The following is a 24,514-nucleotide window of genomic DNA, read 5'->3' as shown; positions in this document are numbered from 1 at the left end:
GGCCGCCGCCCTCCGTACGGATCCGGACGGACCGCGGCGTGCGGGGTACCGCACGCCCGTCCGCTCTCCCCTTGCCGCGCCCGGCCTGATTACCCTGTAGCCCGGGGCAACGCCGTGCCCCGCCCCCTCGCGGGGACCCTGCGACCCGAGGAGTGACTCCTTCCAGCAATGGACGGATCGTCCTGTAGTACCTGCGCCGCCCCTCCCGGACCCCGCCCCCACACCGCGGACGTCCCGAGCACCACGGAGGCGGCGGCATGACGGACCCCCTGCTGCTGCTCGCCGCGGCATTCGTGCTGATCCTGGCGAACGGCTTCTTCGTGGCCGCGGAGTTCGGCCTCGTCACAGTGGAGAAAGCGGCGGCCGAACGGGCCGCCGAAGCCGGTGACCGCCGCGCCCGTACGGTCGTCACCGCGCTGCGCGAGCTCTCCTTCCAGCTCTCCGGCACCCAGCTGGGCATCACGATCACCTCCCTGGTGGTCGGCATGCTCGCCGAGCCCGCCCTCGCCGACCTGCTCGGCGGGCCGCTCGCCGGGACGGGACTGCCGGCCGGCGCGGTGCCCGGCATCGCCGTCGTCATCGGCATGCTGCTGGCCTCCGCCGTCCAGATGGTGATCGGCGAGCTGGTCCCGAAGAACTGGGCGGTCTCCAAGCCGCTCACCGTCGCCCGCTTCGTCGCCGGGCCGCAGAACGCCTTCTCGCGCTTCTTCCGGCCGGTCATCGCGCTGCTCAACACCGTGGCCAACCGTCTCGTACGGTCCCTCGGCGTCGAGCCCACCGACGAGTTGGCCTCGGCCCGTACCCCCGGCGAACTGGTCTCGCTGGCCCGGCACTCCGCACAGGCCGGCGCCATCGAGCAGGACACCGCCGACCTGTTCGTACGGACCCTCTCGCTCGGCGAGCTGACCGCGGAGAACGTGATGACCCCGCGGGTACGGGTCTCCGCGCTGCAGTCCTCCGCGACCGCCGAGGACGTCCTGAACCTCACCCGCGCCACCGGCCTGTCCCGCTTCCCCGTCTACCACACCCGCATCGACGAGGTCGTCGGCATGGTCCACCTCAAGGACGCGCTCGCCGTGCCCGCCGAGGAACGCCTGCGTACCCCCGTCGGCCGGATGACGGTCCCGCCGCTGCTGGTGCCGGAGAGCCTGCCGGTGCAGCCGCTGCTGGAGCGGCTGCGCAGCGAACAGCCGATCGCCGTGGTCGTCGACGAGTACGGCGGCACGGCCGGCGTGGTGACCCTGGAGGACATCATCGAAGAGCTGGTCGGCGAGGTCCGCGACGAGCACGACCACGTGGACCTGCCGGAACTGGTACTCGCGCCCGCCGAGGACGGCCACCCCGCCTGGGACGCCGACGGCGGCTGCCGCGTCGACACCCTCCGCAGGATCGGACTGACCGCGCCGGACGGCCCGTACGAGACCGTGGCCGGACTGGTCGCCCACATGCTCGGCCGCATCCCCGCCTCGGGGGACGTCGCCGAACTGGACGGCTGGCGGCTGCGGGTGCGGCTGGTCGCGCACCACCGTGCCGACCGGGTGCGCCTGATACGGACCGGGACGGCGCAGCCCGCCGTCGCCGTGCAGGCCGGCGAGACGGCAGGTGCCCGATGAGCGCACTGCAGCTGTTCTTCGCCGCCCTCCTCGTGCTCGCCAACGGCTTCTTCGTCGGCGCGGAGTTCGCGCTGGTCTCCGTACGCCGCAGCCAGATCGAACCGCTCGCCTCGGAGGGCTCCAAGCGCGCGAAGCGGGTGCTGTACGGGCTGGAGAACCTCCCGCAGATGATGGCCGCCGCGCAGTTCGGCATCACCGTCTGCTCGCTGACGCTGGGCGCGGTCGCCGAGCCGACCGTCGCCCGGCTGCTGGAGCCGCTCTTCCACGCCGTGCACCTCCCCGAGGCGCTGATCCACCCGCTCGGCTACACCATCGCCCTCGCCCTCGTGGTCTTCCTCCACCTGGTCATCGGCGAGATGGTGCCGAAGAACCTCGCGATGGCCGCGCCGGAGAAGACCGCCCTGTGGTTCAGCCCGGGCCTGGTCGTCTTCGCCCGAATGTGCCGGCCGGTCACCGCGCTGCTGGGCGCCTGCGCCCGGGGCATCCTGCGGCTCTTCCGCGTGGAGCCCAAGGACGAGGTCGAGGCGGTCTTCACCACCGAGCAGCTCACCCACCTCGTGGCCGACGCGGGGCAGGCCGGGCTGCTGGACCCGGGGGAGCAGGAACGCCTCTCCGACGCGCTGGAACTGGGCCGCCGCCCGGTCACCGACGTACTGATCGACCGGGTGGCCCTGGTCACCGTCGACCCGGCCGTCACGCCCCGGCAGGTCGAGGAGCTGACCGTGAAGACGGGCTTCTCCCGCTTCCCGGTGTGCGCGCCCGGCGGTGCGTACATGGGCTATCTGCACGTCAAGGACGTACTGGACCTGGAGGAGCGGGACCGCGCGGTGCCGCAGCACATCTGGCACCCGATGACCACGCTGCGCGCCGAGCTGCCGCTGGACGACGCGCTGACGGCGATGCGCCGGGCCGCCTCGCACCTCGCGGCGGTCTCCGACGGCACGAACCGGGTGCTCGGCCTGGTCGCGCTGGAGGACGTGCTGGAGAAGCTGGTCGGCGAGGTGCGCGACCCCGCCCACCGCGACACGGCGGAACCGGCCCGGATCGTCGAGCCGCGCGCCGCCGCCGACCTGCGGCCCGGGGACGTACAGCCGGGGGAGCGGGCGATGGCGGGCTGAGAGCCGCGCAACGGAACGCGGGCCCGGCACGACGGCCGGGCCCGTTCTCCGTCAGGGGCCCAGGTCCGGGGCCGGGCCCCGGCCCGACAGCACCTCGCCGTACGCCTGCATCAGATCCGGCAGCCGCAGCGTCGAAAGATCTTCCCGGCTCGGCGTGCCCGACCACGTCGACAGCCGCAGATCCCGGTACGCGCAGCTCTTCTCGTACAGCGTGCGCAGGAAGCGGCCGTTGCCCAGCTCGTCGATCCAGCCCTGGTCCACGACGTGCCCGGCGATGCTGCGCAGCTCGTCCAGCGACTCCTCGTCCCAGCGGTCGCCGTTGTCCGCGGCCAGCACCTCGCCGATGGCCGTCAGCTCCAGCGGCCGGTAACTGGGGAAGTCCACCCGGGTGGTGAAGCGCGAGGAGAGCCCCGGATTCGCGGCCAGCAGCCGGTCCATGCCCTCCGGATACCCGGCGAGGATCACCACCAGCCGGTCGCGGTTGTCCTCCGCGCGCTTCAACAGCACCTGCAGCGCCTCGTCGCCGTACGCGTCGCCCTTGGTGTAACCGGAGTTGGAGAGGGAGTACGCCTCGTCGACGAAGAGCACGCCGCCCAGCGCCGAGTCGATCAGCTCGTTCGCCTTCACCGCCGTCTGGCCGAGGAACTCGCCCACCAGGTCGGCGCGTTGGGCCTCCACGAGATGGTCGCCGCCGAGCAGCCCCAGCGCGTAGAAGACCCGCCCGAGTATCCGGGCCACGGTCGTCTTGCCCGTCCCCGAGGGGCCGGAGAAGACGAAGTGCCGCTTGGGCGGCTGGACGGGCAGCCCCTGCCCGGCCCGCAGCCGCGCCATCCGCAGCTGCGCCGACAGCGCCCGTACCTGCCGCTTCACCGGCTCCAGGCCGACCATCCGCTCCAGCTCCTGGAGCGCCTGCTCCAGCAGGACGGGGTCGGCGGGCCCGGCCGGCAGCTGATCGGCGCCGCGCGGCTCCGGCACGCCCTTGAAGCGGGCCGGCCCCGGGACGTCGGCGACCGGCGTGCCGAGCAGGTCCTCGTCCGGGCCCTCCGGCTCGGCCGCCGACAGCAGCTCCCGGCCGTCCACCGGGTCCAGCGGCGCCAGCGGATCCAGATCCGCGCCGTTCTCCTGACCGAGCCCGGCCGGCACCGTGGCCAGGTCGCCGCCCTCCTCCAGTCCGTCGCACTCGGCGATGGCCGCGAGCCGGGCAGCGGTGTCCATGAAGGCCGGATCCACGCGGTGAACGGCGCGATACAGGGGGAGGGCCGCGGCGCTGCGGCCCGTGCCCTCGTGCGCCCGCGCCAGCCAGTACCGCAGCTCCTTGCGCTGCGGCTGCTCGCTGCGGCACCGCATCAGCGCGGCCGACAGCAGCGGCTCGGCCTGCCCGTACATCTCCAGCCTGACCCGCGCCATGCCGCCGAACAGCCCCGACTCGATGCCCAGCAGCGGGTCGTCGATCAGCGGCTCGGTGTGCCGGACGAGCTGCTCCCAGTCCTTGACCAGGTACGCGCGGCAGGCGTGCAGGAAACGTACCTGCGGATCGGTGTCGACCGGCGGACAGCCGGCCAGCGCCTGGTCCAGCTCGGCGACGTGCCGGCCGTCCAGCCAGTGCGAGGCGTGCGCGAGGAGCAGGTCACGGCCGGTCTCCAGCACCGGCTGCACCCACCAGCCCAGCCAGTACCAGGAGTTGAGGGTGCGGCGGTGCCGGGCGCGCTGCTCGCCGAAGCGCTCGCGGTGCCGGTACATGCGCAGCAGTGCCGTGGTGGTGTCCGCGCGCAGCGCGTGCAGCCCGAGCCAGGCGTCCGCCATCGAGGGGTCGATCCGCACCGCGGCGCGGAACTCCTCCTCGGCCTGCGCGTACGCGCCCATGGTGTACGCGTCGACCGCGCGCAGCCAGGCGAGTTCGGCAGGGGCCACCGTGCTCTGCGCGCCACAATCCATCCTGTCCCCCACAAAAGATCCCCGCACCGTGCCCGCCAGGTGGCTACCCGGCAGCAGCGTGATCGAAGCAGCGTGCTGTGGACGGGATCTGCACGCCGTCGCGCGCCCGTCGGCCCGTGTCCTCGGGTGGCACGAACTGGCATCGTACCTGCGCTGCGGACGCCTGCCGAAGAGGGGCGCAGGGGGGAAGCTGGGACTCGGCGGCGCGAAGGGGCCGGTGACCGAGGGTGAGGGGGATGCGGCGCGAAGCGCGGGAATCGGGGAATGAGCACAGGACGAAGCCCCCGATCACGGGGGAACAACCGGGGGCTTCGCGTCTGTGGGCGGTCCGTCGGAACCGCACATTGAGAACGTAAGTCCTCTACGGCCCCCAGGTCAAGCCGAGTTGAGGCACTCGGCGGGAGCCTGTCGGCCCGCTTCCGCGCGTCGGCCGCAGCCCGTCACCGAGCGTGAAGGAATGGGGGAGTCAACGCGCGTCCACCGGCCTCGTGTGCCACTCGTACCCCTCCCGTACCTGGGACACCAGCAGGTCCGCGTACGGGCGGGAAGGATCGGCCGCGAAGTGCGCGCGCTCGGCCGGAATCCAGCCATCCCAGAAGGCGGCGAGCTCCGGCCCGTCCCGCCGCCGCCCCCGTGTCCAGGCGGCCTCGTCGGGCAGCTCCATCCACAGCAGGCAGGCCAGATACGGGCGGAGCGCGCTGCGGCCGGCGCCGACGCCTTCCAGAAGGACGACCGGGGCGGGCGCCAGCGCGCACTCCCGCACGAAGCGCTGGCGCACCCAGTCGTACACGCCGTACCGCGCGCTCCGCCCTTCGGAGAACGGATCGATCACCTGTTCCCGCAGCCGTCGGTCCCACGCGAAAAGCTCCTCGTGAGTCGCCAGGTCGTCGAGGTGGATGACGGGCGCGGCGGTGGCGGGGCCGCCGCTCTGTGGGGTCGCGGGGTCGCCGTCCTGTGGGGTGGCGGGGTCGCCGTCCTGTGGGGTGGCGGGGTCGCCGTCCCGTGGCGACGCGGCCACCGCCGCTTCCCCGCACGCCACCGCGGCTTCCCCGCACGCCGCCGCCAGCCGCCCCGCGAACGTGCTCTTCCCCGACCCCGCGTGCCCGTCCACGGCCACCAGCCGTACCGGACCGCACGAGGGGGGCAGCGCGCGCAGACGCGCGGCGAGCACGTCGAGACCGTGATCGGCGGCAGCTTCCATCCGGCCAGCGTACGACACTGGTCCACACCAATATTCGACGCGCGACGCGCGTCGAACCGCTGGCCGAACGCGTCCCGTGCGGTGATAGTTAGGCCACGACTGCCGTGACGCTCATCCCGCACCCGACTGGGGGACCTGAAGCCCATGACCAGATACGCTCCCCGCCGCACCGTCCTGGCCGCCGCCCTCGCCGTCGCCGCCGGCGCCGCGACCCCCCTGCCCGCCCTCGCCGCCGGCCGCTCCGGAACACCCGACCCGCACGGGTCCGGCACCGCCGCGCACCCGCACGCAGGTTCGCTCGTGGACTACCACGGCTGGACCACCGTCGCCGACTGGCTCGCCGGCTCGGGGCACGGCACCCGCATCGAGCCCGGCTCGCGCCCCGGCGTACAGATCGCGGTCCCGATCGGCACCACCGACTACCGCGACCCGCACCTGAACAAGACCTCCACCTGGGAGTACGCCACCTGGACCTCCCCGGTGCACGAGCTCAAGGTGCCGGCCACCGAGCTCATCGCGTCCTGGAACACCCACACCCCCGCCGGCACCTGGATCGCCGTCGAGCTGCGCGGCATGTACTCGGACAAGTCCCGTACCCCGTGGTACGTCATGGGCCGCTGGGCCGCGGGCGACCAGGACATCCGCCGTACGTCCGTCGACGACCAGACCGACGACAAGAGCACGGTCTACACCGACACCCTCTCCATCGACTCCCCGGCGAGCGGCCTGCGCCTGGTCTCGTACGAACTCCGCGTCACCCTCTACCGCAAGCCCGGTACGCAGCTCACCCCCACGGTGTGGCGTGTGGGAGCCATGGGTTCCGACATCCCCGACCGCTTCACCGTCCCGGCCTCCAAGCCGGGCATCGCCAGGGGCCGGGAACTCCCGGTCCCGCGCTACTCCCAGGAGATCCACAAGGGCCAGTACCCCGAGTACGACAACGGGGGAGAGGCCTGGTGCAGCCCCACCTCCTCCCAGATGATCATCGAGTACTGGGGCCGCCGCCCCACCCCCGAGGACCTGGCCTGGGTCAACCCCGACTACGCGGACCCCCAGGTCTGCCACGCCGCCCGCTACACCTTCGACTACCAGTACAAGGGCTGCGGCAACTGGCCCTTCAACGCCGCCTACGCCGCGACGTACCACGACCTCCAGGGCGTCGTGACCCGCCTGCACTCCCTCACCGACGTCGAGAAGCTCATCCACGTCGGCATCCCCGTCATCACCTCCCAGTCCTTCATCGCCTCGGAACTGGACGGCGCGGGCTACGGCACGGCAGGCCACCTGATGACGGTCATCGGCTTCACCCGGTCCGGCGACATCATCGCCAACGACCCGAACTCCCCCACCAACGCCGCCGTCCGCCGCGTCTACAACCGCCGCCAGTGGGAGAACATCTGGCTCCGCACCAAGCGCAAGGACGCGAGCGGCGCGGTGAAGTCCGGCACCGGCGGCGTCTGCTACCTCTACTTCCCGGCCTGTCCCACGGGGCCGCAGAAGCGGGCGCTGCAGGAGCTGGGGATCTGCGCGTAGCCGGTGAGGGACCGCAGCGGTCGACCGTGATCTTGATCGACCGGTGCCCGAGCCGTTCACTATCGCTCTGTGTGCGGCGAGCCGGCCGCCGCACACAGGGGCCAAGGCGGCTCGGTTCGTGGTGAGTCAGGCGGAACGTTGCGCGCGGGCCAAGCGGTCCGCGCGGTTTCGGCGGGACGGGGCCCGGACATCGACGTTCACGCCGGCTCCTTCGCCAGGTGTCGCTTCCTGGGCACGGAGCTTGTCGGCGAGCTTTCCGACCCGCTCATCGTGCGGACCGCAGTCGATGTAGAACAGCGATACGTTCACCTTCGTGTCGTCACCACCCCAACGAACGACACCCTCACAGTCGGCGAGGATGTCCCGCAGCACCACCTCCTGCGCGGGGAAGAAGCCTCTTTTCGCGCTCGCGCCCGGCCTGGTCTGCACCGCAGTACCGGAAGCGAGGTTCGACTCCGGCAAGCCCGCACGGACTCGCCGATCTGCGCGTCACCTGGCCAGGTCGACCCGCGGTACCTTCTGGACTTCGTAGTGGAAGCGGCGGATCACGTGCACGAGGATTGCCTCCACATCCCCGATGCGCACCTCGACATCGAGCCCCCTGCCGGCTACGGGGCGCGACCACACCGTCGAGACGTGGCGCGCTTCCCGCTCGATCGGCCACCCGTTCGCCGACGTCGGGAGCTTCTTGGTCGTGGCCTTCGAAGCAGCCGAGGCGGTACCCGGCATGAAGGAGCCCGCGGCGGTCGCCGCACCGATCACGGCGGTCCCCTTCACCACGGCCCGCTTCGTCATTTCGTTCTGCACACCATCCTTCCTCAGAGGACAGCCATGAGCACGAACGACGGCACAAGGGTCACCAGCACACTCACCGGCCGGTACAGGCGGGCGGGCAGCGCTGTGCTGCGCCGCACGGAGCGGTCGGCGAGCCACCACACCAGGGCGAACAGCGCCAGTACCGGTACGGCGACCATCAGCCACGGCAGCACGCCGTCGTTCTCCGTTGGTTCCTGCGTGGTCCGGCCCATCGCCGCAAGTGGCCAATTCACGGCGAGATACCACAGCAGCCATACCGGTACGACACCAGGAATTCCTAGCACCAGGTGCACGCCCATGGCCGCCGACCATTGCTTCCACATGCGTCCAGTGTCCACGCTCGTGATCGGAATCATTTGGCGCGTGACAGCCGGTCGTAGTTCTTGGGCGTGGCAAATGGTCAGGTAGGCGACCGACCGGATGGTGTAGGTCGTGTCCTGGAGGTCGTCCCACACCGTCCGCTGCTCAGCGCTGCTCAGCGCTGTTCAACGGTGTTCCATTGAGTGCGCAGTTCGAGTTGCCGTGCCGGCGACGTGAACAACCAGTCGGTGCTCAACACGAGGTCGTACGCCTTGGTGGTGGAGATACCGCCCGGCGTGGCCCAGTCGCTGTCGGTCCAGCCGTCGCCACCGGTTTCCGGGACACCGATCGACGTCAGATAGTTCTGGACGTCCTTCAGCATCGCGTCGCGGTACGAGGTCTTGTCCAGGTCGACGTCCAGGCCTTCCGTGCAGGAGTCGGCATCGAAGTCGCCCTGACCGGTGTCCCGGCCCGAGGCGATGTTGTTGTCGATTCCGATCGCGCCGTCACCCGGGCCGACGGTGACAGTGGCGATCTGGTCGAAGGCCCAGTTCGTCGGCATCGGACAGCCGAGGTTTCCGGAGAAACCACTGGACATGTCCGATACAAAGCTTGCCGTGGCGTACCCGGCCTCCGCGACCCGCCGACACACGTCGCGCGGACCGTATACGCCCACGCCGTAGCCGAGTTCTCCCCTGTCGTGCGCATCACCCCGCGGAGGTGCGGAACGATGTAACTCGTGACCTCGCCGTCCGTCGCGTCGTGGTCAACCGCGAAATAGATGATCGTGCCGGCCTTGGAACCGTGGTACCGAGCCCACTCGATTGCCCTGAACGCGTCGTTGGTCCCCTGGTGGTAGCTGAAGTGCGCCGACCGACTCCGTGTCTGGAAGATCGGGAAGCGGCGCAGCCCGTACTCCTTGATGGTGGCGAGCTCACCTGGCTGAATCCGCTTTTCCGGCAGGCTCGTACTCGACGGGCTGTAGAGGTACCGGCCGATGTACTTGTAGCCCGCGTTCTTCAGCGCTTGGGCGCGCGGTGGAGTGATCATCGTGACACCGTCGCACGCCGTCCTTACGGGACTGGTCCGAGCCGGGACCGAATACACCGTTCGCGGTGCCGTCGGCCATGCCCAGTTCGTATGGGATCACGAACAGCATCGGCTTGGTGACATCGCGGGAGTGGTGGCCGTCGCAGGGGATGACGGGCTTCACTGGTTCGGCCGAGCCTCCCGGCGGGTGCGTGGCGGGCGTGCGGTGCGGGAGGGAGCCGGTGGAGTGGCGTGAAGGCGCAGGTGGGGGCGGGTGGTGGAGGGGTGTGCTGCGCGGGGCTTCGGGGGGTCTGCCGTGCTCGGTCGTAGGGCGGGTGCGGGAAGCGTTCCGTTTCTGCGGGTTATGGGCGGGCACGCGGTGGACAATGCGGACCAACCGCATTTCATCGTCGGATATCCCGTCCAGTGCCAGGAGGCGACACCAGTGCCCACGGACAGCGGCCGCACCAGCCGGAACGACCGGATGCCGCAGGAGGAGGCCGAGATCCGCCCGCCCTACCGGTTCCAGCGCCAGCAGCGCCCGGGGCTCGAGGCGGACATGGAGACCCGGCCCCGCTACCTGGCCCCCAAGTACCGGGCGTCCGACCGCCTGGCCGGGCGCGTGGCCCTGATCACCGGTGGTGACTCGGGCATCGGCAGGTCGGTCGCCGTCCTCTACGCGCGGGAGGGCGCGGACGTCGCGATCGTCTACCTGCCGGAGGAGCAGCCGGATGCCGAGGAGACCCGCGAGGCCGTCGAGGACGAGGGCCGACGCTGTCTCCTGCTCTCCGGTGACCTGTGCGACGCCGACTTCTGCGCCGAGGCCGTCGACCGCACCGTACGGGAGTTCGGCCGGCTGAACATCCTGGTGAGCAACGCGGCCTACCTCAACAGCCAGAACGAGCTGGAGGACCTGACCGCGGAGGACTTCGACCGGGTCTTCAAGACCAACGTGTACGCGCACTTCCACCTGATCATGGCCGCGCTGCCGCACCTCTCGCACGGTGACGCCATCATCGCCACCGCCTCCGAGGAGGGCCTGAAGGGCAGCGAGATCATGATGGACTACGCCGCTTCCAAGTCGGCCATGGTCACGTTCACCAAGTCCATCGCCCCGCACCTGGCCCAGCGCGGGGTACGTGCCAACGTCGTCTCGCCCGGTCCGACCTGGACGGTGCTCAACCTCGCCGGGCAGCGCTGGCCGGACGACTACCTCACCAACCTGGGCAGCTCGGCCCCCATGGGGCGGGTCGCCCAGCCCGAAGAGGTGGCGCCCGCCTATGTGTACCTGGCCTCCGACGCCGACTCCAGCTTCACCGTCGGTGAGGTGATCGCGGTGACCGGAGGCCTGACGGACACCCGCTGACCGGCCGGCGGCACCGGCGCGTCCGCGCGGCCCCGCGTGCTTTCCGCGGTCAGTCGGAGATCTTGGCGAGGCGGAAGGGGCCGGCGGCGCCGGGGCCGTACATGGCGGGGAGGTCCTGACCGCGGGGCACGACGACGAGCGGTTCGTCGCGGTACTCCTTGAGGAACCTCTCCAGGGGCTCCCAGATGAGCTCCTGGTAGCCGGATTCGGTTCGCTGGCGTTCGAATGACAAGGTGAGCGCAGAGTCCATGACGGTGACGCTCACGCAGTTCACCTCCAGCCATGCACCCCCGATCCAGGCTTCAAGCCGCACGTAGGACATGGCGCAAGCCTGCCTTGTACGGCACGTCGCTCGCAATCAGCCACGGCCGCGGTACCACGGTTGACCGACTGGTGTGCGAGGGGTGAGGGGCTGCGGGGAGTGCATCCATCGGTGCGGTTCGTGCGTCTCAAGGGTGAGCGGCACTCTCATGTGACCGCACGGCAGGGGTAATGAGGTACTCGATTTGAAAAACGGCATCAATGGCATGCGTCGTGCGTCCGCGGTCCTGGTGACCGCGGGTGCGGTCCTGACCGCCGGGGCGTTCGCGGCCCCGGCGCAGGCCGCCACGCCCAAGGCGCCCACGATCACCGCCAAGGGCGGGTTCGTGATGAACAACGGCACGGGGAAGAGTCTCTTCACCAAGGCCGCCGACACCCGGCTGTCCACCGGGTCCACCACCAAGATCATGACCGCCCGGGTGGTGCTCGCGCAGAAGAACCTGAACCTGGACTCCAAGGTCACGATCCAGAAGGCGTACAGCGACTACATCGTCGACAACAACTGGGCCTCGTCGGCCCGGCTGATCGTCGGTGACAAGGTCACGGTCCGCCAGCTGCTGTACGGGCTGATGCTTCCCTCCGGATGCGACGCCGCGTACGCGCTCGCCGACAAGTTCGGCACCGGGTCCACCCGGTCCGCGCGGGTGAAGTCCTTCATCGGCAAGATGAACACCACGGCCAAGAGCCTCGGGCTGAAGAACACCCACTTCGACTCGTTCGACGGCATCGGGCGCGGCGCGAACTACTCGACGCCGCGTGACCTGACGAAGCTGGCCAGCAGTGCGATGAAGTACTCCACGTTCCGTACGGTCGTGAAGACGAAGTCCACCAAGCAGAAGGTCACGACGAAGAACGGCGGGTACCGCTACATGTCGTGGTCGAACACCAACAACCTGCTCGGCAGCTACTCCGGCACCATCGGCGTCAAGACCGGTTCGGGCCCGGAGGCCAAGTACTGCCTGGTCTTCGCCGCCACCCGCAGCGGCAAGACGGTCATCGGCACCGTCCTCGCGTCCTCCTCGGTGGCCAACCGCACCGCGGACGCGAAGAAGCTGATGGACTACGGGTTCAAGAAGTAGCCCGGCTCGTGTGGCGTACGCGGGGCCGGGCCGGCCGGAAGGGTGATCTTCCGGCCGGCCCGGCCCCGTTCCGCGTCAGGCCCCGTTCCGCGTCAGGCCGCGGCCGCGCCGCGTACCGGTACGTGGCCCAGGGAGCGGGAGCGCAGCCGGGCGTAGCCGGGGCGGATGACCTCGTCGACGAGGGCGGTGCGCTCGTCGAAGGGGAGGAAGGCGGCCTTGGCCGCGTTGACGGTGAACTCCTCCAGCTCCGCCGGGCCGTAGCCGAACGCGGTGGCCAGGTGCTGGAACTCCTGCGTCATCGTGGTGCCGCTGACCAGGCGGTTGTCGGTGTTGAGGCAGACCCGGAAGCCGAGCCTGCGCAGCAGGTCGATGGGGTGGCCCGGGTAGCTCGACGCGGCGCCGGTCTGGAGGTTGGAGGTGGGGCAGACCTCCAGGGCGATCCGCATGTCGCGTACGTAGGAGGCGAGGCGGCCGAGGCGTACCGAGCCGTCGGCGGCGATCTCGATGTCGTCGGTGATGCGGACGCCGTGGCCGATGCGGTGGGCGCCGCAGCGCAGCACCGCCTCCCGGATGGACTCCATGCCCACGGCCTCACCGGCGTGCACGGTCACCCGGGCGCCCTCGCTGCGGAGGTGGTCGAAGGCTTCGGCGTGGCGGCTCGCCGGGTTGCCGATCTCGCCGCCCGCGATGTCGAAGCCGGCCACGCCGCGGTCGCGGTGGGCGACGGCGAGCTGCGCGATCTCCAGCGCGCGGTCGGCGTGCCGCATGGCGCACAGCAGCGTACCGACGCGAATCCGGCGGCCGGCGGCCGCGGCCCGGCGCTCGCCCTCGCGGAAGCCGGCGTTGACCGCGTCGACGACCTCGTCGAGGGTGAGGCCGGCGGCGAGGTGCTGCTCGGGGGCGAAGCGCACCTCGGCGTAGACCACGCCGTCGGCGGCCAGGTCCTCGGCGCACTCGGCGGCGATGCGGAAGAGCGCGGGGGCGGTCTGCATCACGGCGCAGGTGTGCGCGAACGTCTCCAGGTAGCGCTCCAGCGAGCCGGAGTCGGCGGCGTCGCGGAACCACTCGCCCAGCGCGGCGGGGTCGGTGGTGGGCAGCGCGCCGTAGCCGGCCTCCTCGGCCAGTTCCACGACGGTCGCCGGGCGCAGGCCGCCGTCGAGGTGGTCGTGGAGCAGCACCTTGGGCGCCTGGCGGACCAGGTCCTCGGGCAGGGCGGGAGCGTTCGGCGCGTGGGGAAGCGCGCCGGTGGGCGGGGTGTACTTGTCAGACAGCGTCATGGGGCCGGAGTATGACACGGCTTCCTGAGTGCGGGCGACCGCGTCTCATGAGCGGGGGTGACCGCTCTCATGGACGATCGGCCCCGCCCGCACCCGGGAAGCCGCGGGGAGTCGCTGTCAGCGTGCCTGCCACACCGGGAGGGCCGGTGCGCCCGGCGGGAGCATGTGCTTGGCCGCGAGCAGCGGTGTGCGGTCCAGCCGTACGACCTGGGTGACCAGGACGGCGGGGGAGTCCGCGGGGCGGCCGAGCTGTTCGCCGCGCTGACGGCCGAGCGTGGTCGCCACGATGGTGCTGCTGCCCGTCAGCGGCAGTTCACGCCCCGCCTCCAGGAGCAGTCGCAGCATGGACGACGTCGCCGAGGCGGGCCCGTCGAACGCGGCCGCGGCGTCCGGCAGCAGCTCGGCCAGCGTCTCGTCCCGGGCCGCCCACTCCTGGGTCAGACAGGCCGGCAGCCCGCCGACCTCGATCAGGCTCTCCCAGAAGCGCACCCGGCTGGTGCCCGGCAGCAGCAGGTGCTGGGTGGAGAAGTCGGTCGGCTCCTCGTACGCGCGGGCCAGGGCCGAGGCCCGTACCTGCCGGCCCTCGCTGAGCAGCTGCTCCACCGGCTTGAGGTACTCGAAGCCGCGCGGCGGGAGGTGCGGGCTGACCGTACGGCCCACCCCGCGCCGTACGGTGATCGCGCCGTCCTCCTGGAGCAGGATCAGCGCCTCGCGCAGCGCCGGCCGGCTCACGCCCAGCTCGGCGGCGAGCCGCGGTTCGGTCGGCAGGGTGGAGCCCGGCGGGTAGGTGCCGTCCCGGATGGCCTCGATCATCCGCTCGTACAGCACGACGACCGGCCGCCGTTGAGGCGGTGCGGGCTGTCTGCCGGCCATGTTCATCTCCCTGGGCCGCGGTCCGACGTCACCCTGCGAAGGGGGCCTGCCGCGCGCTCGCGGCAGCGCGCGGCCACCAGTTTCGCACCGCGGGGAGCGGCCGCTCGTGGCGCGCAGGGGGTGCGGTGATCCGCACGGGAGTCAGTGGTGATCTGCACGGGAGCCGGTGGTGGTCCGCACGGGAGCCTGCGGTGATCTGCGAGTGAACTCTTGACACCCCTGAGGCTACGCGGGTAGACCAGAGCCTACGACGCGTTCCTGTCTGACAAGTGACGCCGAACGAGCGTCGACGACGCCATGTGACGCCGAGAGCGTCGCCGCCGCGCACCCGTGCGTGACGGGCCCCCGAGCAGCGAGCCGTGATCCGGCCGCGCCGGTCCGACGCGTCCGCACGCCGTCCTCCCTCTCAGGCCGCCTCCCTCTCAGGCCGTCCCCCCTCTCAGGCCGTCCCTCCCTCAGCCCAGGAGCCGTCATGCCCATCAAGAGCCCTGAGCGCACTCGTACCGCGCCGCCCGCCACCCCACGATTCCTGCTGCCCTCGCTGGTGCTGGCCGTACTCGGGTACCAGATCAACGCGACGATGCTCAGCCCGGCGCTGCCCGACGTCGCCCGCCGCCTGGACACCAGCAGCAGCCTCGTCGGCCTGTCGCAGACGCTGTTCTTCCTGCTCGCCGCCGTCGGGCAGGTCACCATGGCGCGGCTGAGCGACTACCGCGGCCGCAAGCCCGTCATGCTGCTGTGCGGCGCGCTGCTGATCCTCGGCAACCTCGCCTGCGCCCTCGCCCCCGACATCACCGTCTACCTCGCCGGACGCATCCTCCAGGGCGTGTCGGCCGCGATGTTCTCGCTCGCCTTCCTCACCCTCAACGACCTGCTCCCGCCCGCCGCCTTCGGCCGCGCCGCCGGCATCATCAGCGCCGTCAACGGCGGTTTCGCGGGAATCGACGCGATCGTGGGCGGCCGGCTCGCCGACACGGTCGGCTTCCGCGCCATCTTCCTCGGCGGCCTGCTGCTGTCGGTCGTGGGCACCGCGGCCGTGGCCCGGTACGTACCGGCCGTGGCGCCGAAGGCCGCGGGCGCCATGGACTGGCTGGGCGCGACGCTCCTGGCCCTGGGCCTGTCCGGAGTGCTCATCGGTCTGGCGCAGGGTGCCGGCTGGGGCTGGACCTCGGCGGCCACGCTCGGCTGCGTACTCGGCGGCCTGGCTGCGCTGACGGCCTTCGTCCTCGTCCAGCGGGCCCGCTCGGGCGGCACCGGCACCCCGGACCCCCACGAAGCGTCCGGCCCGGCCACCGGCGGTACCGGCTCCCGCCCGGCCACCGGCACCGGCACCGGCTCCGGTTCCCGCCCGGCCGCCCGCACCACCCCCGTGATCGACATCCGCCTGCTCGCCTCGCGCCGGGCCTGGCCGCTGCTGCTGACCGTGACCCTCACCCTCGCGGGCGCGTTCGGGGCGCTCGCCCTGACGATCCCGCTCTTCACCCAGGACCCGCACGCCGGTTACGGCCTCTCCGCGACCCGCTCGGCACTGCTGTACGCGACCCCCGCCGCGGCGATCGGCGTGCTCGGCGCCCCGCTCGCGGGCTACTTCGGACCCCGCGTCGGCTGGCGCCGCGTCGCCCTCGCCGGCTCGGCCGGCTCGCTGCTCGCCTTCGCCGTCGCCGTGCCGTTCCGGACCGAGCCCTGGGCGCTCTTCGCCGCGCTCACCGTGCTGGGCCTCACGTACAACGGCATCAGCATCACGGCGCTCAACGGGCTCGCCGTCGTCTCCGCACCCAAGGACCAGCAGGGCGCCCTCACCGGCCTGACCGGCGCCTGCTTCGGCATCGGCGCCTCCCTCGGCACCGCACTCGCCTCCGGGCTGATCACCGCGGCCGGTACCGGCGGCGCGAGCGGCTCAGCCCTCTACACCGGTGCGTTCGTGGCCGCGCTCGGCGCGCTCGTCCTCGCCATGGGGGCCGCCCTCGCCATCAAGCGCGTGCCGGCGGAGGACGGGGAAGGGGCCGGTCGCACGGAGGGCGCGCCCGCCGTCCACGTCTGAGACCGTCCCCGGCCGGGGCGCCGCCGGGCGGTGTCTGCGAACGTGTGCCCATGGCACTCAACGCGGTGATCGGTGTCGACGTCGGCACCTCCAGCAGCAAGGGCGTCCTGGTCGGGCCGGACGGCACACTGCTCCGCTCGGCGGTACGCGAGCACGTCGTCGACCGGCCGGCGCCCGGCCACGTCGAGATGGACGCCACCGTCTGGTGGGCGGAGTTCGTCTCGCTCGCCCGTGAGCTGACCGAGGACGGCGCCGTCGAGGTCGATGCCGTCGGCGTCAGCGGCATGGGCCCGTGCGTCCTGCTCACCGACGCCGACGACGTACCGCTGCGGCCGGCGATCCTCTACGGCGTCGACACCCGCGCCACCGAGCAGATCACCCGCCTCGAAGACCGTCTCGGCCCCGAGGCCATCAGGGCACGCTGCGGTTCAGGCCTCAGCAGCCAGGCGGCCGGTGCGAAGATCGCCTGGGTCGCGGACGAGGAGCCGGACGTGTTCGCCCGCGCCCGCCGCCTCTACATGCCCAGCTCCTGGCTGGTCCGCAACCTCACCGGCGGCTACGTCCTGGACCACCACTCCGCGAGCCAGACCACCCCGCTCTACGACACCGTCGCCCGCACCTGGTACACCCCCTGGGCCGGCCTGATCTGCCCGGACCTGGAACTCCCGCCGCTGCGCTGGTCCGGTGAGGCCGCCGGCAGCGTCACCGCGGAGGCCGCGCGGCTGACCGGACTGCCGGCCGGCATCCCGGTCGTCACCGGCACGGTCGACGCGTGGGCCGAGGCGCTGAGCGTCGGCGCGCACACCGCCGGCGACCTGATGCTGATGTACGGCACGACGATGTTTCTCGTCCACACCGTGCCCGGTCTGCTGACCGCGCCCGCCCTGTGGAGCACCGTCGGCGCCCTGCCCGGCACCCGCAACCTCGCCGGCGGCATGGCCACGTCGGGCGCCGTCACCGCGTGGCTGCGCGAGCTGACCGGCGGACCGGACTACGCCGAGCTGCTGCGGGCGGCCGAGGCGTCCGGTACCGGCGCCAACGGCCTGCTGATGCTGCCGTTCTTCGCGGGCGAACGCACCCCGGTCATGGACCCGCGGGCGCGCGGCGTCATCGCGGGCCTCACCCTCTCGCACACCCGCGGCGACCTCTACCGTGCGGCCCTGGAGGCCACCGCCTACGGCGTACGGCACAACATCGAGGCCATCGAGGCGGTCGGCGGCGACATCCGGCGGGTCGTGGCCGTGGGCGGCGGCACCCAGGGCCGGCTCTGGACGCAGATCGTCTCCGACGTCACCGGCAGGGCGCAGGAGGTACGCACCACCTCCATCGGAGCGAGCTACGGCGGCGCGCTGCTGGCCGCCCAGCTCCTCGGCGACGCCACGGCCGACGCCTGGAACCCGGTACGCGAGACCATCACCCCCAGGCCCGACGCCGCCGCGCGCTACACGGAGCTCTACGGCCTCTACCGCGACCTCTACCCGGCGACGGCAGACATCGTCCACACCCTCAGCACATACCAGACCCGCTGACCACCGTGGTCCGTTCTCTCGGCACCGGTGCGGGGCCGCGTGCGGCCACCGGTAGTCTCGGCGTCTTGTCTGTTACTCATGATGTTCTGGTGCCGGAGGGTTTGCGTGCGAGGGTGGCGACGTTGTATGGACGCGGCTGGGGTGCGGGGCGGTGAGGCACGCGCCGACTACACGAAGGTCGCGCAGTTCATGCAGCGCAGGGAGCCGGCCGGCTACGCCGCCGTCCGGCTGCTGACGCCCGCGCACTTCCAGCCGCACGCACTGGCCGGGTACGCGTTCGCGTCCTTCACCGACGACCTCTGCGACCGGGGCACGGTGCCCGAGCGGACCCGGCGCTTCGACGCGTGGGCCGGGCAGATCCGGGCGGCGCTGGACTCCGGCGCCACCAGGCATCCGCTGCTGCGCGCCTTCCTGCGCACGTCGGCCGAGCGTGCGCTGCCCCGGCACTGGATCGAGTCCTACCTGGACGGAGCGCGGATCGACCTGGACTTCTCCGGGTTCGCCACCGAGGCCGACTTCCAGGGGTACGTGGACCAGCTCACCTGGCCCTTCCTCATGATCACGACAGGGCTGGCGCAGCCGGGCGGCGGCAGCCCGGAATTCGCGCGGAGCTGCCGGCTGGTCGCCGACGCGGGCCAGCGCACCGACATCCTGACCGACCTGGCGGAGGACCTGCGGGACGGGCGCCTCTACCTGCCCCTCGACGCCCTGGAGCGGCACGGCGTCCTCCGCGCCGACCTCGAAGCGGGCCGGGACGTCCCCGGCGTCCGGGCACTGCTCACCGACGCCGCCGGCAAGGCGCACGGCACGCTCCGCGAGGCGACCCGGCTGCTGAACGAACTCCCCGCCGAGTACGGGCCGCTGATGCGGTTCGTCCTGGACCTGCACCACCAGCGGCTGGAACGGGTGGTGGCCATGGGCGGTGCCGTCACCCGGCGGCCGGTCCGGGACAGCCCGGTGGCCTGCCTGCGCCTGCTGGCCAGGGCGCGACGGCCCTACGGTGACCGGCGGCCGGCGCCGCAGTACGGGCCGGCGGGCGGCGCGGCGGACGGTTCAGCGGAGGAGCGGGCCGCGGCCTGATCGAGCCGGCCGGTCCTGGGTACCCGCGGGCGAGGACGCGCGGTGGTGCGGCGCGCTGACGGGGTGCCGGTGCCCCGCCGGTGCGGTGCCGCCGTGGTAGATGTTGCGTGCCCCGCGCCGTGGACGGGAGAGGCGTATGACCGAGCAGAATCCGGACCCGGACCCGCGGCGTACCCCGGGACTGGAGCCCGGCGGCGGTGTGCCGCCGGGCGAGACACCGCCCGCGGAGGGCAGTACGCCCTGGGCGGGCCCCGAGGAGACGTACAACCCCGCCAAGGGATGGGCCAAGGGGCCGCTGATCGCGATCGGCATCGTGGTCGTGCTCTGCGTGGTCTTCTTCGTGGCCTACGCCGTCATGCTGTGAGCCCTCGGCGGTTCCGGCGGCCGTGGGCCCTCCGGCGGCCTCACGGGTAGGAGACCACCTTGGACGGCACCGTGTCGGTGCCCGACGTGGCGGCTCCGGTGTCGTTGATGACGTGCTCGAACTGGCCGTGGCCGCTGAGCGAGACCACGAGCAGGTCGTGGAACCTCACCCCGGACCTGCGGGGCGCCGCGAAGCCGTGGTCCTGACGGATCGTCGGGTCCACGTTGTAGTAGCAGTAGCTGCCCATGCCCCAGCCCTCGTGCGTGGTGACCGAGTCGGCGACCTTGTACGCGGCGAAGCCCTTGGTGCCGCCGTTCTGGATGGCGGCCTGGTTCGGCGCGTCGTACGCCTTCTCGTTCTGGAAGAAGATGGTGCGGCCGCGCTCGCCGCGCCACTCCACGTCGTACTTGTTGAAATGTTCGACGAACAGGCCGGTCGCGAGGACGTCGGCGCCGTTGACGCGGACGCCGTAGTCGGCGCGGTTGGTCTCCCAGCCCACGCCGTCGCCGTGGTCGGCGCGCCAGACCCAGGTGTGGTCGATGATCGTGTGATTGCTGTTGATCACCATGCTGAGGGTGGCCTTGCCGGCGCCCGCGCCGCCGATCCGGATGAACACGTCCTGGACGGTGGTCGGGTTGGCGGCGTGGTTCGCCGACGCGCCCTCGGGGCCGACCTCCAGCAGCGTGGCGGAGTTGACGGTACCGGCGTCGATGAGGAAACCGGCCAGCCGTACGCCGTCCACGTCGGCGACCTTCAGGGCCGTCACGCCGTTGTCCGGGATGAGGGTCGCGTACCCCAGGCCGAGGACCACCGTGTTCGCGCGTTTGACCTCGACGGCCCGGTCCAGGTGGTAGATGCCGGGCGTGAGCAGCAGGTGGAGGCCCTGGTCGAGGGCCGCGTTCAGGGTGGCGGCGGTGACGCCGGGCTTGGCGACATAGAACTGGCTCAGCGGCAGGGAGGTGCCGCGCGGGGTGCCGCTGCCCCAGGTGGTGCCGCGCGCGTCGGTGCGCTTCTCGGGGAGGAAGACCCGGTACGCGTCGCCGTCCAGGTACAGGAAGGGCTTCTCGCGGGAGACCGGCGTGGTGTTCAGGGTGGTGTACGGCGGTTCGGGGAAGCTCTGCGCCGGTGCGCCCTCGACGCCGGAGAAGACCATGTTCCACACGGCGTTGGTCCAGCCGCCCACCGAGCTGTCGCGGGTGTACCACTGCTGCTGCGAGTACGGGCCCACGGTGCCGTCGATACGGCTGTCGGCGATGTAGCCGCCGCTGGCCCAGCCGTAGCCGTCGGGTGCCAGGTTCAGTCCGCCGCGGATGTGCATCCGGCGGAAGGGCGCCGCCTGCGCGACCGCCCACCGGTTCGTCCCGCTGACCGGGGTGAGGGCGAGGTTCTCCGCCGAGCGCCAGAAGTTCTGCGTGGCGTTGCCGCCGAACCAGCCCGCGTCCACGGTGACGTCGCCGTTGATGGACGTGTCGTCGGGGGAGAGGCCGAGACCGGCGATGGAGGTGTAGAAGCCGAGCTGCGCGTTGAGGCCGTGGTACGTACCCGGCTTGAACAGCAGCGCGTACCGCCCGGTGCCGAACTGGGCTTTCTCCTGCTGCCGGAAGATCTCGTCCAGCTTGCCCTGGATGTTCGGGGTGCCGGGGTCGAAGACGAGGACGTGGGGGCCGAGGTCGCCACCGCCGGGCAGTGCGGCGGGCGCGGCGGGCGCGGCCGGTGCCGCTGACGCGGTGGTGGCCAGGGCGGGGAGGCCGGCGGCGGGCAGTGCGGCGGCCATGGCGGCCAGGACGGAGCGGCGTGCGGGCATGGCGACTCTCCTGGGTTCAGGAAATGAATGAGGGGGATTCCTGGGAGCGCTCTCTTGCCCGACGAATGTTCAGTGCGTGGGGACAGACCGTCAAGAGGTACGGACCAACTCGCCCTCATGGCGGGGAGATTGGCAGCTGCGTCTTCGTGGGTTGATGACGCAACGGAGCCGGCCGCTGTGGGGCGGCCGGCTCCGTCTGCGCGAACGGTGCGGTACTACTCCTTGCCGACCTCCCTGTTCACCGCGGCGGGCGAGTCGTACTCCGACTCCGGGAGCTTCTTCAGCGCGCCCATGATGTCCTTGCTCGCGCCGTGCTGCTCGGCCTGCCGGACGATCTCGTCCTTGGAGGCCGGGTAGTTGACGCCGCCGAGGCACTTCTGCATTTCGATGGGGTTCACGTTGTTCTCCATGCGCTGGGGGTTCCCCGGCGGCCTGCTTCCCACGGCGCACGGACGCCATTATTCGCCCCGATGGAGCAAGAAATTCAGGCCGCTGTGTATGTGACGACGAGAACGTCGCGGCGGGCGGGCCGGCCGGTGTCCACCGGCCGAATGGGGGAGACCCCGTGCAAGGTACTGCGGTCGTCGGAGAGCAGCAGCGCCCCCGGTTCCCGCAGCGTCGTGGACAGCACTTCGCGGCCGTCGGCCGCGTACACCGTGCTCTGCCCGCCGGTGGCGTTCTCCCGGCCGATGAGCAGCGAGGTCACCAGTGTCACGCCGTCCCGGTGGCGGCCCTCGGGAGTGGGCTGTCCCGCGCCGTCGGCGGTGGCGCTCACCCGGAACGGATGTACTTTGACCTGCCACCGCTCCGGTTCCGCCAGCGCGTCCGCCGCCTTTCCCAGCAATTCCAGCAGCGAATGCAGTACCGGGTCGGCGAGGAAAGCGTCGGTCAGCGGGTCGAAATGGCGGTCCTGCGTTTCGTAGAGGTGGTTGGTGCGATCCGGCTGCAGGAAAGGCGTATGGGGCTGCAGCGTCCGTTCGCCGGTTTCCGTGTCGACGGTGAAATGGCCGTACCGGCGCAGCCTGCGGGTGCCGCGGGACGCCGCGTAGGGGTCCGGTGACAGGTCTTCCCAGTGCGCGGCGAACCGCGCCCAGCCGTCGGACCCGCCCGGCAGCGCGGCCCGTACGGCGGCCGGGGACATGAGGTGGGCGCCGGTGGCGGCCAGTGCGGTACGGGCGGCCTCGATGCCGGGACCGGCGCCCGCGGGGCCGGCGGTGCCGTCCGCATCGCCTGCCGTTCCGGTGCCGTCCGCCGTTCCGACGCTTTCGGTGATGTGGTCCATGCGGTCCATGCCGCCATGATGTGCGGCCCTTCCGGCGGCTGCACGTCGGCGGCTGCACGTCGAGGGCCGTACGTCGGCACGGGTGGGACCGGCGGGGGATCAGTGGCGCCGGGGCAGCTCGTGCAGCTCCACGTCGCCCAGCCGGCCGTCCGCCGCCGTCGCCGTCATGTACGTGCAGTACGGCTGGCGGCGCCGGTCCGTCGGTGAGCCCGGGTTGAGCAGCCGCAGGCCGCCCGGTGCGACGGTGTCCCAGGGGATGTGGCTGTGCCCGAAGACCAGCACGTCCAGGTCGGGGAAGCGCTCGGCGCACCGGCGCTCGCGGCCCTGTGCGGCCCCCGTCTCGTGCACCACGCCGAAGCGCAGCCCGCCCAGCTCGGCGCGTGCCACCTCGGGCAGCCGGGCCCGCAGCTCGGGCCCGTCGTTGTTGCCGTACACGCCGATGACGCGGCGGGCCCGCGCCGCCAGCAGGTCCAGCGTCGCGGTGTCCACCCAGTCGCCGGCGTGCAGCACGGCGTCGGCGCGTCCGATCTCGGCGAGGAGCGGGTCCGGCAGGACCTTGGCGCGCTTGGGCAGATGGGTGTCGGCGGTCAGCAGCAGACGCACCGGGTGGCCTCCCTGGGCGTACGGGCTCGTCACGGTACACGTGGTCCGCTCCGCAGCACGGTCGCATAGGCTCACCGGGCGATGAAGAACACTCAGGTGCCGCCGGCGGCCAAGGCGGACAGGTCCACCGTACGGCGGCACAACCTCAGTCTGGTGCTGCGGGTGGTGCACGACGAGGGCGAGGTCACCCGCGCGGCGGTGGCGGCGCGGGTGGGGCTGACGCGCGCGGCGGTGTCCTCGCTGGTCGAACAGTTGCTGGCGGGCGGTTTCCTGGTCGAGTCGGGCAAGACGTTCAGCGGCCAGGCGGGCCGCCCCGGCACGGTGCTGAAGGTCGCGGGCACGGGCCCGGCGGGCCTCGGCGTCGAGATCAACATCGACTACGTCTCGGTGTGCGTCGTGGACCTCGCGGGCACCGACCGGGTCCGGCTGACCACCCACCTCGACAACCGCGGTGCGGCGCCCGAGGAGACCGTCGACCGGGCGGCCCGCATCGCCGCGCGGACCCTGGAGTCGGCGGCGGAGCACGACCTGCGCCCGGCGGGGGTGCGGCTCGCGGTGCCGGGCCTGGTCTCCGGCGGCAGGGTGCGCCAGGCGCCCAACCTCGGCTGGAGCGGCGTGGTGGCCGAGGAGATGTTCGCGCGAGCCCTTTCCCGGCTGCGGCCCGGCGGCCGTGCGCTGCCGGTCGGCTCGGACAACGAGGCGAACAGCGCGGCCCTCGCCGAGCTGTGGTTCGGCGGCCTGGACCGGGTACGCAGCTTCCTGTACCTCACGGGCGAGACCGGCGTCGGCGGCGCACTGGTGCTGGACGGCGAACTGCTGCGCGGGGCGCACGGCTTCGCGGGCGAGATCGGGCACGTGGTGGTGGACCCGGACGGGCCCGAGTGCCGCTGCGGGGCGCGCGGCTGCCTGGAGCAGTACGCGGGCCAGGCGGCCCTGCTGCGCAACGCCGGGCTGGAGCCGGGCGCGGCCGGGGCGCAGGGCGTGACGGAGCTGGAGCGGCGGGCCCGGCAGGGGGAGCCGCGTGCGGTGGCGGCGATCGAGGAGGCCGGGCGGCGGCTGGGGCTGGTGCTCTCCGGGGCTGTGAACCTCTTCGACCCGGACGCCGTGGTGCTCGGCGGCAGTTACCGGCTGCTGATGCCGTGGCTGGCGCCCGCCGCCCACGCCGAGCTGGCCCGGCGGGTGGTGTCGGGCCTGTGGGGCGCGGACGGCGGGCGGCTGCGTGCCTCGTCCTCCTCGGGCGACGCCGCGCGGGGCGCCGCCGCCCAGGTCGTACGCGAGGTCCTGGCGGACCCGCTGGCGTACACGGAGGACCGGCCGGGCTGAGAGCCTGTGCCCTCACCCCAGCCGGGC

The 24,514-nt window shown here is 72.1% G+C and carries 24 protein-coding genes and 1 pseudogene; 10 read left to right on the top strand and 15 right to left on the bottom strand.

Annotated elements, in window-relative coordinates:
* Positions 1-257 precede the first annotated feature (257 nt).
* Together AAC944_RS07460 and AAC944_RS07455 are read left to right on the top strand one after the other, a co-directional pair.
* Complete coding sequence (locus AAC944_RS07460) at positions 258-1,613, top strand: hemolysin family protein (RefSeq protein ID WP_030610543.1); 1,356 nt, start codon at positions 258-260, stop codon at positions 1,611-1,613.
* Entirely contained in the window at positions 1,610-2,731 is a 1,122-nt protein-coding gene (locus AAC944_RS07455) for a hemolysin family protein (RefSeq protein WP_030610545.1), read from the top strand. Before AAC944_RS07460 ends, AAC944_RS07455 begins: the two co-directional genes overlap by 4 nt.
* Positions 2,732-2,782: 51 nt before the next feature.
* Here the strand turns inward: AAC944_RS07455 and AAC944_RS07450 are convergent, their stop codons facing one another.
* Together AAC944_RS07450 and AAC944_RS07445 are read right to left on the bottom strand one after the other, a co-directional pair.
* Positions 2,783-4,666, bottom strand: coding sequence for an AAA family ATPase (locus AAC944_RS07450; RefSeq protein ID WP_030610547.1), 1,884 nt, complete (start codon positions 4,664-4,666; stop codon positions 2,783-2,785).
* A gap of 466 nt (positions 4,667-5,132) precedes the next feature.
* Complete coding sequence (locus tag AAC944_RS07445; protein ID WP_037771610.1) at positions 5,133-5,867, bottom strand: uridine kinase family protein; 735 nt, start codon at positions 5,865-5,867, stop codon at positions 5,133-5,135.
* 144 nt (positions 5,868-6,011) lie between these two features.
* On the opposite strand from AAC944_RS07445, the gene AAC944_RS07440 reads away from it, so the two are divergent.
* On the top strand, positions 6,012-7,400 hold the full coding sequence (locus tag AAC944_RS07440) for a C39 family peptidase (RefSeq protein WP_030610553.1): 1,389 nt from the start codon (positions 6,012-6,014) through the stop codon (positions 7,398-7,400).
* A gap of 126 nt (positions 7,401-7,526) precedes the next feature.
* On the opposite strand, the gene AAC944_RS07435 is transcribed toward AAC944_RS07440, so the two are convergent.
* The 6 genes and pseudogenes from AAC944_RS07435 to AAC944_RS36580 all read right to left on the bottom strand — a co-directional run bounded on the left by AAC944_RS07435 (position 7,527) and on the right by AAC944_RS36580 (position 9,948).
* Positions 7,527-7,862 carry a hypothetical protein gene (locus AAC944_RS07435; protein ID WP_368396992.1) on the bottom strand — a complete coding sequence of 112 codons (336 nt, stop codon included), beginning with the start codon at positions 7,860-7,862 and terminating at the stop codon, positions 7,527-7,529.
* Between the two features lie 27 nt (positions 7,863-7,889).
* Positions 7,890-8,207 (bottom strand): hypothetical protein, encoded by a 318-nt coding sequence (locus AAC944_RS07430; protein ID WP_368396991.1) that lies wholly within the window; start codon positions 8,205-8,207, stop codon positions 7,890-7,892.
* An 11-nt stretch (positions 8,208-8,218) separates the two neighbouring features.
* Positions 8,219-8,539, bottom strand: a complete 321-nt coding sequence (locus tag AAC944_RS07425; RefSeq protein WP_030610555.1) for a hypothetical protein — start codon at positions 8,537-8,539, stop codon at positions 8,219-8,221.
* Positions 8,540-8,691: 152 nt separating this feature from the next.
* Positions 8,692-9,192 carry a glycoside hydrolase domain-containing protein gene (locus tag AAC944_RS07420; RefSeq protein WP_490368262.1) on the bottom strand — a complete coding sequence of 167 codons (501 nt, stop codon included), beginning with the start codon at positions 9,190-9,192 and terminating at the stop codon, positions 8,692-8,694.
* Between the two features lie 77 nt (positions 9,193-9,269).
* Positions 9,270-9,566: pseudogene (locus tag AAC944_RS07415) on the bottom strand (glycoside hydrolase domain-containing protein); the annotation flags it as partial.
* Positions 9,451-9,948, bottom strand: a complete 498-nt coding sequence (locus AAC944_RS36580) for a hypothetical protein (RefSeq protein WP_490368261.1) — start codon at positions 9,946-9,948, stop codon at positions 9,451-9,453. The pseudogene AAC944_RS07415 and the gene AAC944_RS36580, both read right to left, overlap by 116 nt.
* Positions 9,949-9,990: 42 nt before the next feature.
* Here AAC944_RS36580 and AAC944_RS07410 point away from each other — a divergent pair, with 42 nt between their 5' ends.
* Entirely contained in the window at positions 9,991-10,911 is a 921-nt protein-coding gene (locus AAC944_RS07410; RefSeq protein WP_368396988.1) for an SDR family oxidoreductase, read from the top strand.
* Positions 10,912-10,960: 49 nt separating this feature from the next.
* Here the strand turns inward: AAC944_RS07410 and AAC944_RS07405 are convergent, their stop codons facing one another.
* Positions 10,961-11,176: a hypothetical protein gene (locus tag AAC944_RS07405; protein ID WP_368396987.1), complete on the bottom strand. Its 216-nt coding sequence runs from the start codon at positions 11,174-11,176 to the stop codon at positions 10,961-10,963.
* A gap of 262 nt (positions 11,177-11,438) precedes the next feature.
* Here AAC944_RS07405 and AAC944_RS07400 point away from each other — a divergent pair, with 262 nt between their 5' ends.
* Entirely contained in the window at positions 11,439-12,311 is an 873-nt protein-coding gene (locus AAC944_RS07400; protein ID WP_037771612.1) for a D-alanyl-D-alanine carboxypeptidase family protein, read from the top strand.
* 92 nt (positions 12,312-12,403) lie between these two features.
* Here the strand turns inward: AAC944_RS07400 and AAC944_RS07395 are convergent, their stop codons facing one another.
* Positions 12,404-13,588, bottom strand: a complete 1,185-nt coding sequence (locus tag AAC944_RS07395; RefSeq protein WP_030610563.1) for an adenosine deaminase — start codon at positions 13,586-13,588, stop codon at positions 12,404-12,406.
* 117 nt (positions 13,589-13,705) lie between these two features.
* Positions 13,706-14,461 (bottom strand): GntR family transcriptional regulator, encoded by a 756-nt coding sequence (locus AAC944_RS07390; protein WP_438272785.1) that lies wholly within the window; start codon positions 14,459-14,461, stop codon positions 13,706-13,708.
* A 472-nt stretch (positions 14,462-14,933) separates the two neighbouring features.
* Between AAC944_RS07390 and AAC944_RS07385 the strand changes: the two genes are divergently transcribed.
* From AAC944_RS07385 to AAC944_RS07370, 4 genes are all read left to right on the top strand, one after another.
* The gene (locus AAC944_RS07385) at positions 14,934-16,502 is read left to right on the top strand and encodes an MFS transporter (RefSeq protein ID WP_368396985.1); all 1,569 of its coding nucleotides are present in this window, start codon (positions 14,934-14,936) and stop codon (positions 16,500-16,502) included.
* A 50-nt stretch (positions 16,503-16,552) separates the two neighbouring features.
* Entirely contained in the window at positions 16,553-18,031 is a 1,479-nt protein-coding gene (locus AAC944_RS07380) for an FGGY-family carbohydrate kinase (RefSeq protein ID WP_030610567.1), read from the top strand.
* 126 nt (positions 18,032-18,157) lie between these two features.
* Positions 18,158-19,111 (top strand): phytoene/squalene synthase family protein, encoded by a 954-nt coding sequence (locus AAC944_RS07375; RefSeq protein WP_196942846.1) that lies wholly within the window; start codon positions 18,158-18,160, stop codon positions 19,109-19,111.
* A gap of 136 nt (positions 19,112-19,247) precedes the next feature.
* Positions 19,248-19,475 (top strand): DUF6480 family protein, encoded by a 228-nt coding sequence (locus tag AAC944_RS07370; RefSeq protein WP_030610573.1) that lies wholly within the window; start codon positions 19,248-19,250, stop codon positions 19,473-19,475.
* 40 nt (positions 19,476-19,515) lie between these two features.
* On the opposite strand, the gene AAC944_RS07365 is transcribed toward AAC944_RS07370, so the two are convergent.
* The 4 genes from AAC944_RS07365 to AAC944_RS07350 all read right to left on the bottom strand — a co-directional run bounded on the left by AAC944_RS07365 (position 19,516) and on the right by AAC944_RS07350 (position 23,164).
* Positions 19,516-21,279 carry a pectate lyase-like domain-containing protein gene (locus tag AAC944_RS07365; protein WP_030610576.1) on the bottom strand — a complete coding sequence of 588 codons (1,764 nt, stop codon included), beginning with the start codon at positions 21,277-21,279 and terminating at the stop codon, positions 19,516-19,518.
* Between the two features lie 215 nt (positions 21,280-21,494).
* Positions 21,495-21,689 (bottom strand): DUF2795 domain-containing protein, encoded by a 195-nt coding sequence (locus AAC944_RS07360; RefSeq protein ID WP_030610579.1) that lies wholly within the window; start codon positions 21,687-21,689, stop codon positions 21,495-21,497.
* Between the two features lie 74 nt (positions 21,690-21,763).
* Positions 21,764-22,570 (bottom strand): 2OG-Fe dioxygenase family protein, encoded by an 807-nt coding sequence (locus tag AAC944_RS07355; protein WP_368396981.1) that lies wholly within the window; start codon positions 22,568-22,570, stop codon positions 21,764-21,766.
* A gap of 90 nt (positions 22,571-22,660) precedes the next feature.
* On the bottom strand, positions 22,661-23,164 hold the full coding sequence (locus AAC944_RS07350; protein ID WP_030610585.1) for a metallophosphoesterase family protein: 504 nt from the start codon (positions 23,162-23,164) through the stop codon (positions 22,661-22,663).
* A gap of 81 nt (positions 23,165-23,245) precedes the next feature.
* On the opposite strand from AAC944_RS07350, the gene AAC944_RS07345 reads away from it, so the two are divergent.
* On the top strand, positions 23,246-24,487 hold the full coding sequence (locus tag AAC944_RS07345) for an ROK family protein (RefSeq protein ID WP_030610588.1): 1,242 nt from the start codon (positions 23,246-23,248) through the stop codon (positions 24,485-24,487).
* Positions 24,488-24,514: the final 27 nt, after the last annotated feature.

The organism is Streptomyces sclerotialus (assembly GCF_040907265.1).
Classification (GTDB): Bacteria; Actinomycetota; Actinomycetes; order Streptomycetales; family Streptomycetaceae; genus Streptomyces; species Streptomyces sclerotialus.
The sequence above is the reverse complement of the archived record's forward strand: the minus strand, read 5'-3'. Positions and strand labels throughout refer to the sequence as shown.

Bases quoted from the DNA above. Each gene is read 5' to 3' on its own strand.
- AAC944_RS07395 (WP_030610563.1), bottom strand. From the start codon at position 13,588: ATGACGCTGTCTGACAAGTACACCCCGCCCACCGGCGCGCTTCCCCAC.
- AAC944_RS07375 (WP_196942846.1), top strand. From the start codon at position 18,158: ATGGACGCGGCTGGGGTGCGGGGCGGTGAGGCACGCGCCGACTACACG.
- AAC944_RS07440 (WP_030610553.1), top strand. From the start codon at position 6,012: ATGACCAGATACGCTCCCCGCCGCACCGTCCTGGCCGCCGCCCTCGCC.
- AAC944_RS07425 (WP_030610555.1), bottom strand. From the start codon at position 8,539: ATGTGGAAGCAATGGTCGGCGGCCATGGGCGTGCACCTGGTGCTAGGA.
- AAC944_RS07455 (WP_030610545.1), top strand. From the start codon at position 1,610: ATGAGCGCACTGCAGCTGTTCTTCGCCGCCCTCCTCGTGCTCGCCAAC.
- AAC944_RS07370 (WP_030610573.1), top strand. From the start codon at position 19,248: ATGACCGAGCAGAATCCGGACCCGGACCCGCGGCGTACCCCGGGACTG.
- AAC944_RS36580 (WP_490368261.1), bottom strand. From the start codon at position 9,948: ATGCGGTTGGTCCGCATTGTCCACCGCGTGCCCGCCCATAACCCGCAG.
- AAC944_RS07380 (WP_030610567.1), top strand. From the start codon at position 16,553: ATGGCACTCAACGCGGTGATCGGTGTCGACGTCGGCACCTCCAGCAGC.
- AAC944_RS07450 (WP_030610547.1), bottom strand. From the start codon at position 4,666: ATGGATTGTGGCGCGCAGAGCACGGTGGCCCCTGCCGAACTCGCCTGG.
- AAC944_RS07400 (WP_037771612.1), top strand. From the start codon at position 11,439: ATGCGTCGTGCGTCCGCGGTCCTGGTGACCGCGGGTGCGGTCCTGACC.
- AAC944_RS07460 (WP_030610543.1), top strand. From the start codon at position 258: ATGACGGACCCCCTGCTGCTGCTCGCCGCGGCATTCGTGCTGATCCTG.
- AAC944_RS07365 (WP_030610576.1), bottom strand. From the start codon at position 21,279: ATGCCCGCACGCCGCTCCGTCCTGGCCGCCATGGCCGCCGCACTGCCC.
- AAC944_RS07390 (WP_438272785.1), bottom strand. From the start codon at position 14,461: ATGGCCGGCAGACAGCCCGCACCGCCTCAACGGCGGCCGGTCGTCGTG.
- AAC944_RS07385 (WP_368396985.1), top strand. From the start codon at position 14,934: ATGCCCATCAAGAGCCCTGAGCGCACTCGTACCGCGCCGCCCGCCACC.
- AAC944_RS07355 (WP_368396981.1), bottom strand. From the start codon at position 22,570: ATGGACCGCATGGACCACATCACCGAAAGCGTCGGAACGGCGGACGGC.
- AAC944_RS07345 (WP_030610588.1), top strand. From the start codon at position 23,246: ATGAAGAACACTCAGGTGCCGCCGGCGGCCAAGGCGGACAGGTCCACC.
- AAC944_RS07360 (WP_030610579.1), bottom strand. From the start codon at position 21,689: ATGGAGAACAACGTGAACCCCATCGAAATGCAGAAGTGCCTCGGCGGC.
- AAC944_RS07445 (WP_037771610.1), bottom strand. From the start codon at position 5,867: ATGGAAGCTGCCGCCGATCACGGTCTCGACGTGCTCGCCGCGCGTCTG.